At 60.1% G+C, this 13128-nt stretch carries 11 protein-coding genes; 9 read left to right on the forward strand and 2 right to left on the reverse strand.

Annotated elements, in window-relative coordinates:
* The first annotated feature begins 52 nt into the window (after positions 1–52).
* The 9 genes from OO730_RS03775 (at position 53) to nhaB (ending at position 11963) form a co-directional block, all read left to right on the forward strand.
* Entirely contained in the window at positions 53–1204 is a 1152-nt protein-coding gene (locus OO730_RS03775; RefSeq protein ID WP_264983243.1) for an SGNH/GDSL hydrolase family protein, read from the forward strand.
* A gap of 2 nt (positions 1205–1206) precedes the next feature.
* Positions 1207–2616 carry an MBOAT family O-acyltransferase gene (locus OO730_RS03780; RefSeq protein WP_264983244.1) on the forward strand — a complete coding sequence of 470 codons (1410 nt, stop codon included), beginning with the start codon at positions 1207–1209 and terminating at the stop codon, positions 2614–2616.
* Positions 2617–2754: 138 nt separating this feature from the next.
* Positions 2755–4557, forward strand: a complete 1803-nt coding sequence (locus tag OO730_RS03785; RefSeq protein WP_264983245.1) for a methyl-accepting chemotaxis protein — start codon at positions 2755–2757, stop codon at positions 4555–4557.
* Positions 4558–4698: 141 nt separating this feature from the next.
* On the forward strand, positions 4699–6093 hold the full coding sequence (locus tag OO730_RS03790; protein ID WP_264983246.1) for a sigma-54 interaction domain-containing protein: 1395 nt from the start codon (positions 4699–4701) through the stop codon (positions 6091–6093).
* A 7-nt stretch (positions 6094–6100) separates the two neighbouring features.
* Positions 6101–6439 (forward strand): NifB/NifX family molybdenum-iron cluster-binding protein, encoded by a 339-nt coding sequence (locus OO730_RS03795; RefSeq protein ID WP_264983247.1) that lies wholly within the window; start codon positions 6101–6103, stop codon positions 6437–6439.
* 314 nt (positions 6440–6753) lie between these two features.
* Positions 6754–7275, forward strand: a complete 522-nt coding sequence (locus OO730_RS03800) for a CBS domain-containing protein (protein WP_264983248.1) — start codon at positions 6754–6756, stop codon at positions 7273–7275.
* A 25-nt stretch (positions 7276–7300) separates the two neighbouring features.
* Positions 7301–8764, forward strand: a complete 1464-nt coding sequence (locus OO730_RS03805) for an SLC13 family permease (protein WP_264983249.1) — start codon at positions 7301–7303, stop codon at positions 8762–8764.
* 107 nt (positions 8765–8871) lie between these two features.
* Complete coding sequence (locus OO730_RS03810) at positions 8872–10293, forward strand: transferase (RefSeq protein ID WP_264983250.1); 1422 nt, start codon at positions 8872–8874, stop codon at positions 10291–10293.
* 53 nt (positions 10294–10346) lie between these two features.
* The gene (nhaB, locus tag OO730_RS03815; RefSeq protein WP_264983251.1) at positions 10347–11963 is read left to right on the forward strand and encodes a sodium/proton antiporter NhaB; all 1617 of its coding nucleotides are present in this window, start codon (positions 10347–10349) and stop codon (positions 11961–11963) included.
* A 280-nt stretch (positions 11964–12243) separates the two neighbouring features.
* Here the strand turns inward: nhaB and OO730_RS03820 are convergent, their stop codons facing one another.
* Positions 12244–12618, reverse strand: coding sequence for a hypothetical protein (locus OO730_RS03820; RefSeq protein ID WP_264983252.1), 375 nt, complete (start codon positions 12616–12618; stop codon positions 12244–12246).
* 85 nt (positions 12619–12703) lie between these two features.
* A complete protein-coding gene (locus OO730_RS03825; protein WP_264983253.1) occupies positions 12704–13006 on the reverse strand; it encodes a Dabb family protein in 303 nt (100 codons plus the stop codon).
* Positions 13007–13128 lie beyond the last annotated feature (122 nt).

The raw sequence follows: 13128 nt of genomic DNA on the forward strand, positions 1-13128 counted from the left end.
CACAAGCAACCAACCGCACGGCGGGACAGCGCGTTCCCGCCCGACACGACGCATGAAACCGATCACTACCTATTTAAAGAACTTCGGGATATTCCTGATCAGCTTCATCGTGTTCATCGAAATCGGCTGCCTGTTCTATATCCGCTACATCAACCAGTCCATTCCCCTGCCCACCTACCGGGTCGTTGACGCAAACAACAACTTCTGGGCCAACCTGGACGAACACTTCGGCACCTGGCACGAACCCAACTCCACCTACCTGCACAACAAATCCTGCTTCGTGGTCGAATACCGGGCCAACTCGCTGGGCATGCGCGACCGGGAAAGGACCAGGGAGAACCTGAGCGGCAAACCCCGGGCCGTGGTCCTGGGCGACTCCTTCATCGAAGGCTGGGGCAACGAGATCGGGGAGCGGCTGACCGACAATCTTGAAATGGATATGGGCCGGGAGTTTCTCAACTTCGCCACTTCGGGCTATTTCGGAACCATTCAGGAGTGGCTGCAATACAAGTACATGATCAAGCAGTTCGACCACGACGTGGTGCTCATCGGCGTCCTCCCGCACAACGACTTCCAGGACAACAGCACCAGACGGGCCGGAACCTTGAAGCGCCGCCCATACCTGCGCGGCACCTACCCGAACTACGAGTTGTTCTATTCCCAGGACAAGCTCTACGTTCGCAAAAAATCACCGGATTTCTTCAAAAGCTTCGACTTCACCCTGCGCGAGTGGTCCTCCTTCTACCGGGCCATGCGCTACCTCGGCTCCTATCGCATCCGCAACTTCGAGCTGCAGCCCCGCTGGGTGGCCGAACACAACGACAATCAGGGCCGCGAGCACTCGGCCTATTACGACTTCGACCCGGCGGACTGGGACATCATGCGCTACAGCCTGGAGCAGATCGCCAAGGAAGTGGGCGACAAGCCCCTGGTGGTCTTTTCCATCGCCACCCATTCCGATTTCGTTGAGCGGGATAAACAGGGCGGCAGGACGGCCCCCCTGAGCGAAGAGTTTCGCAAGCTGTCGAAAGAGGTCGGCTTCATCTACTGCGACATGCTTGAAGAGATGGCGGCCAGGAAACTCGATGCCGAGGACGTGTTCTTCGTCTGCGACGACCACTGGTCCCCGGCGGGCAACAGGATCGCCGCCGACCTGCTGGAACCGTACGTGGCCGAGGCCTTCAAACGGGCGGAGGTGAAATAGCCGTGCTCTTCAACTCCATCCAGTACCTCTTCCTTTTCCTGCCGCTGGTCTTCCTGGGGTTCAGCCTGCTCCGGCTGTTCGGCAACGGGCGGGTCATGAACGTCTTCCTGGCCCTGTCCTCCCTGGTCTTCTACGGCTCCTGGGCGCCCCAATACCTGCTGCTCATCGGCTTCTCGGTCTGCGTGAACTATCTCATAGGCCGCACCATGCCCGGAGCCGCCAACCCGCGCCCCCTGCTCCTGCTCGGATTTACGGTCAACCTCGGCCTGCTCGGCTACTTCAAATACGCCCAGTTCGCGCTGGACAACGTCATGCACGTCTTCGGCTCCAGCGCCCCGGCCCTGAACATCATCCTGCCCATCGGCATCAGCTTCTTCACCTTCCAGCAGATATCCTTCCTCGTGGACACCTACCGCGACCGGGAGATGCGGTACGACTTCGCGGACTACCTGCTCTTCGTCACCTTCTTCCCGCAGCTCATCGCCGGTCCCATCGTCTACCACAGGGAGATGATGCCCCAGTTCAGGGAACTGCCCGACCGGAAGACGGACTGGTCCATGGTCAACACCGGCCTGCTGCTCATCGCCATCGGGCTGATCAAGAAGGTGATCATCGCGGACAGGCTCGGCCTGTGGGTGGCGGACGGCTACTCTGATGTGGACGCGCTGACCTTCTGGGGCGCCTGGAAAACCAGCCTGGCCTATACCTTCCAGCTCTACTACGACTTCTCCGGCTACATGGACATCGCCCTGGGCTCGGCCAAGCTGTTCAACATCGACCTGCCGTGGAACTTCAACTCCCCCTACCTGTCCATGAACATCCAGGAGTTCTGGCAACGGTGGCACATCACACTGGGACGATTCCTGCGCAACTACGTGTACTTCCCGCTGGGCGGCAACAGGGGCGGACTGATCCCCACCTGCGCCAACCTTTTCCTGACCTTCCTGATCGGCGGCATCTGGCACGGCGCGGGCTGGACGTTCGTGGCCTGGGGGGCCATGCACGGCGCGGGCATGGTCGTCCATCGCTGGTACCGGCAGGGCGGATTCCGCCTGCCCCGCCCTGCGGCCTGGCTGCTGACCTTCCTGTTCGTCAACGCGGCCTGGGTCTACTTCCGCGCCCCCGACTTTTCCACGGCCAACGGGCTGCTTGCGCGCATGGCCGACTTCGGCCCCGAGGCCCGGCAACTGGCGGTCCAGGCATTTTCCGGCGGCCTGGAATTCTCCGGCTACCTGGCCGCAATCGTCCTGTTCACCATCCAGGACCACTTCTACCGCGACTCGCACGAATGGGCCGCCGTCTGCCGCCCGTCCCCGGTTATCGCCGCCTTCTACACGGCCGCTTTCGCCACCATCGCCCTGGTGCTCATGTCCGCCAACCTGCCAAGCGAATTCCTGTATTTCCAATTCTGATCCCGGAGACAACACACCGCTTTCCGCCGGGCACTTCCCGGCGCTCAAAATAATTCCCACCACTCTCTAAATGAGATACATAATTAATCCGATAACGAGGACTGCTCGTCGGTTTCACCATCACAGACAGGGGACGCAATGTTTTCTCAACTCAGTTTAAAATGGAAAGTCCTGGCCCTGGCTCTTCTCGGACCGGCCATCGTAGCCGCTGTTCTGTCCTTTCATCAGGTCGTCCAGATCCGGCTCGATGCCGAAGAATCTCTCATCCTGCAGAGCCGAACCCTTGTCCTCATGGCCGAAGCCGCCAGGGACGAAATGGCCAAGAAGCTCGAAATGGGCATCGTCCTTCCCTTCGACCAGATCAAATCTCGGGAGCAACTCCTTGAAGCCATTCCCGTCATAACGGCCATCAAGATGGCGGACCGAAAGGCCAAGGAACTCAATTTCACATTCCGGGTGCCCAAGGTGGCCCCGCGAAATCCGGTCAACAAGCCCACCCCGTTCGAGGAAGACATCCTGGCCGAGCTCAAGGCCAAGGACCTGACCGAAAAGGTGGTCGTCGAGGATCACCAGATCCGGTATTTCCGGGCCATCCGGCTGACCAAGGAATGCCTCTACTGCCATGGCGCCAAAAAAGGCGATCGGGACCCGGTGGGCGGCGTCAAGGAAGGCTGGAAGGAAGGTGAAATCCACGGCGCGTTCCAGGTCATATCGTCACTGGAAAACGCCAAGGCCGACATCCTCAAGGCCGAGATATACGCGGCCATTGAAACCGTCGCCGTCCTGCTGGCCGTGGGCGTCATTGCATGGATTCTGGTCCGGTTGATCATCGTCAGGCCCCTCAACCGCATCCGCGCCTTTGCGGGAGACGTGGCCGACGGCAACCTGGACGCACAGCCCGAAGGAAACTTCACGGCCGAACTGGGCGTGGTCAAGGACGCCATCTCCACCATGGTGGACAAACTCAAGGCCAAGATGTTCGAAGCCGCCGAGAAGCAAACGGAAGCCGAAGAGGCCAAGGGATATGCCGAAGAGGCCATGAACGAAGCCAAGACGCAGGAGGCCAAGGCCTCCGAGCTGTTGTCCAAGATGCAGCGCATCGCGGGCGAGGCCGCGCTCATCGCCGAACAGGTGACCTCGGCGGCGGACCAACTCTCCGCCCAAGCCGATCAGGTCAGCGCGGGCGCGGATACCCAGCGGGACCGCACCACCCAGACCGCCACGGCCATGGAAGAGATGAACGCCACCGTCCTGGAGGTCGCCAGGAACTCCGCCAGCTCGGCGGAATCGGCCGCCAACGCCAGGACCCAGGCACAGGAAGGCTCAGCCGTGGTCAAGGACGCCATCTCCGCCATCCAGGAAGTGTATGAACTGACATCCACCCTCAAGCAGTCCATGGGCCAGTTGGGCGGCCAGACCACGGACATCGGCCAGATCATGACCGTCATCGAGGACATCGCGGACCAGACCAACCTCCTGGCGCTCAACGCCGCCATCGAGGCGGCCCGCGCGGGCGAGGCGGGACGCGGCTTTGCCGTAGTCGCCGACGAGGTCCGCAAACTGGCGGAAAAGACCATGGACGCCACCAAGGAAGTGGGCACGGCCATCCAGGTCATCCAGGACGCGGCCGCCAGCAACATCAAGAGTGTGGAAACCGCTGCCCGGGCTGTGGAACAGGCTACGGACCTGGCAAACAAGTCCGGCGAATCCCTGGAGTCCATCGTCACCTACGCCGACGACACCTCGGGCCAGGTCCAGTCCATCGCCACCGCCGCCGAACAGCAATCTGCGGCCAGCGAGGAGATCAACCAGGCCGTGGACGACATCAACCGCATCGCCCTCGAAACCGCCGACGGCATGAACCAGTCGGTCTTGGCCATCACCGAGCTGGCGCGATTGTCGGGCGACCTGCGCATCCTCATTGATGAAATGAACGAATAATCGCGGCCCGCCGCCGCGTCATGAAAAGCCCCGGTCCGCCGGGGCTTTTCATTGCCCCCACGGGCTCGACAGGGCTTGTCTTTACCGGATTGTTTCATTACGGTTCACGATGAAACAGATTGAACCATCCGAACCAACGCCATGCCATTTACCGACACATCCCAACTGCTGCACAGCCTGTCCGACACCAAAGGGCTCCTCACCATTCTGGACACCCTGCCCATCGGCGTGGCCATCATGGACAAGAGCGGCGTCCTGCTGGCGGTGAACAAGAAATACGAATCCCTGACCGGTGTCGACGGGCGCAAGGTGCTCGGCATGCGCTGTCTGCACGCCCTCCGCTGCGACTTCTGCATGAAGGACTGCCCGGTCATGACCAGTTGGAAGGCGCGCAGCCCCCGGACCGTGGAAGGCAACATCGTCAACCGGTCCCGGGAAAAAATCTTCATCAACCTGACCCTGGCCCCGATCATCGACGGAAACGGGTCCATCAGGGGCGTGGTCGAGGCCGTCCAGCCCCGCTCCGAAAGCCTCCTGAACGAGGTCCCGGTCCACGCCTACGGACTCGGCGAGCTGGTCGGGCGCAGCCCCAAGATACGCAAGATATTCGCCATGACCCCGTCCATCGCCCAGACCGACTCGCCGGTGCTGATTACCGGCGAAACCGGCACGGGCAAGGACATGCTGGCCGAAGAGATCCACAACGAGTCCGACCGGGACGGCCCCTTCATCAAGGTCAACTGCGGCGCCCTGCCCGAGGAACTGCTCGAGTCCGAGTTTTTCGGCCATGCCAAGAACGCCTTCCCCGGTGCGGACATGCCCAAGCCCGGACGGCTGCGCATGGCCCACGGCGGCACCCTGTTCATCTCGGAGGTGGCCGACCTGCCCATGCATCTCCAGACCAAACTGCTGGCCTACATGGACGATCACGTGGTCTACCCGGTTGGCTCCACCCGCGGCGCGCGCACGGACGTCCGCATCATGGCCGCCTCCAACAACGACCTGGACGAACTGGTCCGGCAGAAGCGGTTCCGCCAGGACCTGCTCTACCGTCTCAACGTCATCCGCCTCCATCTGCCCCCCCTGCGGGAGCGGGGCGAGGACATCCTGCTTCTGCAGGACCACTTCCTCAAGATGTTCCAGGCGCGGTTCAACAAGACGGTGAAAGGGTTCTCCAAGAACGTGGACACCCTGCTCAAGTCGTACACCTTTCCCGGCAACATCAGGGAACTGCGCAACCTCATCGAATACGCGGTCAACTTCTGCGACTCGGGCGTCGTCAGCATGCGCCATCTCCCCGGCTACATGCTCCAGGGGCCGGGGTTGCCCGGCAACCTGGTGGCCACGCCTTCGGAAATCCAGCAACCCCCCGGCACGGTCCGCACCACTCCTCCCGAACGGTGGGAAGACGTGCAACGCAAGATGATCCTCGAAGCTCTGGTCAAATCCGGCGGCAGAAAACGGCAGGCAGCCGAACTCCTGGGCTGGGGCCGCTCCACCCTGTGGCGCAAAATGAAACACTTCGGCATAGAGTAGGCTCGACATGGAAAAGATACTCATCCCCCTCCACGAAAACGAGGTTGCCCCCCGCTTCGACCTGGCCTCCGAGGCCCTGGTGGTCTCGGTGACCAGGGAAACAAGCGTCATGGGCCAGATTCACGAGCGGGTCGTGGTTTTGGACACCCCATCGGGCGAAGCCATGTACCAGCTGGTCAAATCCGAGAACGTCATGACCATCGTCTGCGCCGGGATGGACAAGGAAATATTCGAGTTCCTCAAGCGCAAGGGGATCGACGTCATCGACGACGTCTGCGGGCCGGCCGATGCGGTTCTCGAAGCCTACCTCATGGGCAAGCTCGCTCCCGGCCAGATCCTGCACTAGCCTTCTTTTGTCTCGAAACGTTTCACATTGAAACACACCATCATGCCGAGTTTGTTTCATTGTGTTTCATTTTGCTCTTGTTCTCTTTTTCACACAAGAGTCTTGACGCAGTCAACCAATTGCTATGTATAGGAACCCGGACCCTCGGAAGAGCCGATCCCGACGGAGGGCATTCCCGCCGTCTGGTTAGGGGGCTTTGGGGAGCGGCGTTTCCGGGTTCCACAGCGTTGACGACATACGGGCGCCACGCCCCTGAAAAGGGGGGAGTGGCGTTCAGATACGTGTGAAACACACTTCTTGGGAGGAAGGATTTCATGAAAGTCAAAGAGTTGATGATTCCGGTGGCCGACTACGAGACACTCGGTAAAGACGCCTGTCTCGGCGATGTGGCCGCTGCCTTGAATGCCAGCAAACACAGGGACATCCTGGTCGTGGACGACAACAAGGCCTTTGTGGGCGTGTTGACCATGAGCGACATGATCCTGGCGCTTGAGCCCAACTACCGCAAACTCACGGGCAAGGCCCTGGACACGGACACCCTGACCAATCGCCTCGTGGCCGATCAGTTCAAGGAGTTCAATCTCTGGAGCGACAGCCTGTCGAACATCTGCGGCAAGGCCGTGGACGTCAAGGTGGCGGACGCCATGCATTCCCCGGATGCGAGCCAGTACATCGAGGAAGACAGCGACATCGAGCACGGCGTGCACCTGTATATGATAGGCACCCCGCAGCCCCTGATCGTCCGCAACAACGGCAAGGTCACCGGCGTCCTCAGGATGTCGGACGTGTTTGCCGAAATCGTCAACCGCATGAACGCCTGCGTCCTGGACGGCTAGGCCCGAGTCGCACGAGGAGATAACCATGGAAGCCGCACAAACCGCCAAACCCGCATTCGACTGGAAACGCCTTGTCTTCCTGTTGACCGGCGTGGCCCTTTTCGCATTTGTCAATTTCTGTCCCCAATGGCCCGACGCCATCGACCCCAACGGCGAACACTTCATCCTGACCCCGGAAGGCAAGGGGGCCATCGCCGTATTCCTGCTCGCCGGCACCTGGTGGGTCTTCGAGGTCGTGCCCATCGGCGTGACCTCGCTCATGATCGGCATCCTGCAGGTCATGTTCCTGATCCGCCCGGCCAAGGTGGCCTTCAAGGACTTCATGGACCCGTCCGTCCTGTTCATCTTCGCCTCCATCATGATCGGCCTGGTCTTCACCAAGACCGGTCTGACCAAACGGCTGGCGTACAAGATGCTGGACATCGTGGGTGAAAGGACGTCCATGATCTATCTGGGCGTGTTCGTCGTCACGGCAGCCCTGACGCACATCATGGCCCACACCGCCGTGGCCGCCACCATCTATCCGCTGCTGCTGGCCATCTACGCCCTGTACGGTGAAGGCGACAAGCCCACCAAGTTCGGCAAGGGCTTGTTCATCGGCATGGCCTATGTGGCCGGCGCGGGCTCCATCGTCACCCTGCTCGGCGCGGCCCGCGGCGCCGTGGCATTGGGATTCTACAAGGAAATCATCAATGTTGACGTCGGCTTCTTCGAGCTGACCTACTACATGGCCCCCATCGGCTGGGGCATGACCTTCCTGCTGTGGGCCTTCTTCATGATCTGCCTGAAACCCGAGAAGGAACGCATCCCCGGCCTCCGCGAAAAGGCACGCGAACTCAACGCCAAAATGGGCTCGCTCACCCGCGACGAGATTCTGGCCGCCGTCATCGTCGGCTCGGTCATCTGCATCATGTCCCTGCGCGCTTTCGTGCCCGCCCTCAAGGCCGTGGACAAGACCGCCATCATCCTCTGTTCCTCGGTGCTCTTCTTCGTCTTCAAGATCCTCGATCTCAAGGACCTGGAAGACATCCCCTGGAACATCATCCTGCTCTTCGCCGGTGCCATGTCCATCGGCTTCTGCCTCTGGGAGACCGGCGCGGCAAAATGGATGGCCGTCAACTGGCTGGTCATGTTCGCCGACGCGAACTGGTTCATCTTCGTCATGTCCATCGCCTTCTTCGTGATGATCATGACAAACTTCATAATGAACGTGGCGGCCATCGCCATATCGCTGCCCGTGGCCCTGGTCATCGCCCCCTATCTCGGCGTGGCCCCGGAAGTCATCCTCTACGCATCCCTGGTCGTGGCCGGTATGCCCTTCCTGCTGCTGGTGGGCGCGGCTCCCAACGCCATCGCCTACGACTCCGGCCAGTTCACCACCGGAGAGTTCTTCGGCTGGGGCATCCCGGCGTCCCTGCTGCTCATGATCGTGACCGCCATCTTCGTGCTGGTCGTCTGGCCGATCATGGGCATGCCCATTACCCTGTAACGGCATAGGGAACACAGAACCGGCCTACTGAAAGCCTGGACAGAAGGACGGCTGTCGTGCACTGTACGACAGCCGTCCTTCCAAACTACAACTATAATGGTACCATCATGGAAAAACTCGAAGCCCTCTTTGATCATATCGCGGCCCGGGTCAACGTCAATCTCAAGCCCATGGGCATTGACGTCCGGCCCCTGCTCAAAAACGCTATCCCCAGGGAACGCCACCTGCTGTATTACGCGTTCTACGCCCTGACCGAAGACCATCCCATCAGCTTCAAATTCGTCAACTCCAACCTCGCCGGTTCCTACTTTCTGGGCAAGACCCAGGTGGACCGCTCCGTGCTCTACAAGTCCGACGTCCGGGGCGACGAGCTCAAGCAGAAAGGCGACGTGGTGGAGTTCAACGGAGTGAAAACCAAGCTCTTCTATGACGAGGTGATCCGGATCATCAACTCCTACCTGGTCAAGACCCTGATCCACAACCATTCCAAGAACCCGCAGATCCCCGAGGTGTTCCGCATCCTGAACACCGTGGCCATGCACTATTCCAACATCCACGGCACCACCACCGAGGGCGCCTATCTCGGCGCATTCTCCACCGTGGACCTGTCCGTGCTGCACAACTGCGTCATCGGCGACTTCTCCTACGTCCAGGCGGGCGACCTGTCCCGCATCACCATCGAGCCGGGACGCGTCTGGCTCCGGGCCAACGGACTGTTCGAGTTCAACTATCTCTACCCCGAAGGCGTGGTCGAGCAATACGTCAAGCTCGACGAAAACGGCAAACTCTCGGGCAAATTCATCGACTACGTGGACGACCTCAAGGAAGACTTCGTGCCCATTTACTCCACGGCCACCCCGGAGTCGATCATCGACATCCCGGACTCCGCCTACGTCTCCCCCTACGCCGTGATCAAGGGGACCTGTGAAATCGGCGAGAACGCCCTGGTCGTGCAGCGCGCCCACATCGAGAATTCCGTCATCGGCAAAGGGGCCAACGCGCAGGAAAACTGCTACATCGCCAACTCGATCTTCGAAGGCAACAACGTCACCGCCCACGGCGGCAAGGTCATCTGGACCCGGAACGGCCAGAACGTGTTCGTGGGCTTCAACTCCTTTGTCCACGGCACCGAGAAAAACCCCATCACCATCGGTCGCGACTCCATCGTCATGCCGCACACAATCATTGACGCCGAAGAGCCCATTGAGATACCTGAAAATTCGGCAGTATGGGGTTATGTGACCAGGCAGGCCGACCTGGAGACGCAGTGCGTGAACCTCGACGAACTGGCAAAAGCCACCGACGTCACCCTGGGCAACGCCACCTTCAAGGGAGACGGAAAGGCATTCGTCGAAGCGTTCAAACACCGCATCGACCACATCCGTGAGGAAAACGGCGCATACTTCGACGGCTCCGACAAGACCCGCGGGCATGCCCAGAAAACCCAGGATGCGTGCTTCAACATCCTGCAGCCCTTCCAGGCCGGGCCGGATGCGGGCATGTACCCGACAATGACAATAGGCAACTAAAACTGGTAAACAGCCCGTCAACGCATATACATCCACTCGAGGAGAAACTGATCATGGCTCAATCACTGTCCCAAGCCTTTGGCAAAAATTTCCTCGGCAATGCGCCGAGTTGGTACAAGACGTGTATTATCGCGTTCCTCATCATCAACCCCATTCTCGTCGCCACGGTCGGCCCCTTCGTCGCCGGATGGGTGTTGATCGGCGAGTTCATCTTCACCCTGGCCATGGCGCTCAAATGCTACCCCCTGCCCGCAGGCGGTCTGCTTGCCATCGAGGCGATCATACTCGGCATGACCTCACCGTATACGGTTTACCATGAGGCCCTGAACAACTTCCCGGTCATCCTGCTCCTGATCTTCATGGTCGCGGGCATCTACTTCATGAAGGACTTCCTGCAGTATACCTTCACCCGCATCCTGACCCGGGTCCACTCCAAGATCGCCATCTCCCTGATGTTCTGCTTCGCGGGTGCATTCCTGTCCGCCTTCCTGGACGCCCTGACCGTCACCGCAGTCATCATCGCCGTGGCCTACGGCTTCTACAACGTGTACCACCGCTTCGCCTCCGGCAAGACCATGAACTGCACCCACGACCTGTGTTCCGACCAGGCCGTCAAGGACCAGAACCGCACCGATCTCCAGGAATTCCGCGCCTTCCTGCGCAACCTGATGATGCACGGCGCGGTGGGCACGGCCCTCGGCGGCGTCTGCACCCTGGTGGGCGAACCCCAGAACCTGCTCATCGCCGCAGAAATGGGTTGGCACTTCATGGACTTCTTCATCGAGGTCGCGCCCGTATCAATGCCGGTCCTGGTCGTCGGCCTGCTGACCTGCGTCCTGGTCGAAAAATTCCACATCTTTGGCTACGGCGCCCAGATGCCGGGCAACATCCGCTCCCACCTGCTGGAAACCGCCATTGAAATGGAAGAAAAGCGCGGCACCACGGGAAAGGCCAAGCTGATCGTTCAGGGACTGATCGGCGTCTGGCTGATCGTGGCCCTGGCTCTGCACCTGGCCGAGGTCGGCATCATCGGCCTGTCGGTCATCATCCTGCTGACCGCCCTCAACGGCATCACCGACGAGCACCAGTTCGGTCCGGCCTTCGAAGAGGCCCTGCCCTTCACCGCCCTGCTGGTGGTTTTCTTCGCCATCGTCGGCGTCATTCACGACCAGCACCTGTTCGCCCCGGTCATGGAGTTCGTGCTGCGGTTTGAAGGGCATGACCAGATGGCAGCCTACTACATTGCCAACGGCCTGCTCTCGATGATCTCGGACAACGTATTCGTGGCCACCGTGTACATCTCGGAAACCAAGATGCATTTCATCAAGGAACTGGCAGCCATCCCGGGCGTGGAAAACGCAACCGCCCTCATGGACAAGCTGACGGACGCCCACCTGTACAGGCCGGAAACCATCGCCGGTCTGCCCGAAATCATCCAGAAGCCGGTCGCGGAACTTATGCACCACTTCGACCGGCTGGCCGTCGCCATCAACACGGGCACCAACATCCCGTCCGTGGCCACCCCCAACGGACAGGCGGCCTTCCTGTTCCTGCTGACCTCGGCCCTGGCCCCGGTCATCAGGCTCTCCTACGGCCGCATGGTCATGCTGGCCCTGCCCTACACCATCACCATGTCGATCGCAGGCCTCACGGCCACCTACATGATGTAGGTCCGGCGCACAAAACCAATAAAAAGGGGCTCCGCTTTGCGGAGCCCCTTTTTATTGGTTTTACGGCGCATATCGGCGTGTCAGGGACAGGGATGCGGATAAGAGTAAGCACCGGGGGAGGCACGTCGCGTGGCTCGTGCCCGGACGGGTTATTTGCGAGCAGGACCTGGGGCGGAACGACTTGATAAAAAAGGCGCACCGTGAATACTCCACGATGCGCCTTGATTTCTTCAAGTCGCCGGACGGGATTCATCGACCCCGTCGAGGATGGACCGAGAGGCTAGTCCCGAAGCTTGGGGGACTCGGTCAGGTGGTCCTTGCACAGCCAGATGATGGACTGGTGATGCGAGTCGAAATGGGGGTGAACGCCGTGGTTGGTGCCGCAAATGGCACACACGTGCTCGGCCTCCCACTCGCACTCGGGGTAGCAATCCATGTTGTTGAGCATCTGATTGAACCGGCGGATGATCGGAAACATGGGATGATCCGCATGCCGCCTCCGGTCCTTGCTGTTCAGCTTCCCGTTGTCGTTGACCTTGACCGTGATCATCCGGGAGCGGTTGATATACCCCTCCTTCTTGTTCATCACGATCTTGGTGGGTTCTTCCCACCGGCAGATGATTCGTTTTCGATCCTGATCAAAACGCATGGACATGGCGTCCTCCTTGGCGCGGTACCTTCCCTGTAAACCGCGTTCTTGTGGATTCACCCCCGCATTTCCTCAAACCGGACCAAAGCTCCTAGACCACGTAATCCAGTACCTTCCGGGTTGCGGCGACCTTCTTCACGAAGGATACGCACGCCTGATGCTCCGGATGGGCCTGGTAAAAATTAAGGGCCTCCACATCGGCGTGCTCGGAGCACAGGACCACATGGCATTCCGGCTCGGCGGCAACGATGTCGAAACTGACCTCCAAACGGGTGAGGCCCTCGATGCGCCCGTTGAGCGCCTCGAGCTTCTCCTTCATCACGGCTGCGTTGTCCGCAGCAGCGGCCCCTTCGGCCTCCTCTTTCAGCGTCCACATGACGATATGCCTGACCACTCTCCGCTCCTTTTACAGAATCACAAGCAATTTCGAACCGTTAACAAAACAGGCATATAATAGGTACTTCCCTGCATACGTTACAATAATCACAAATTACCTATTTGTCACCCTGCCGTCAT

Source organism: Pseudodesulfovibrio portus (genome assembly GCF_026000375.1).
In the GTDB taxonomy this organism is placed as follows: domain Bacteria; phylum Desulfobacterota; class Desulfovibrionia; order Desulfovibrionales; family Desulfovibrionaceae; genus Pseudodesulfovibrio; species Pseudodesulfovibrio portus.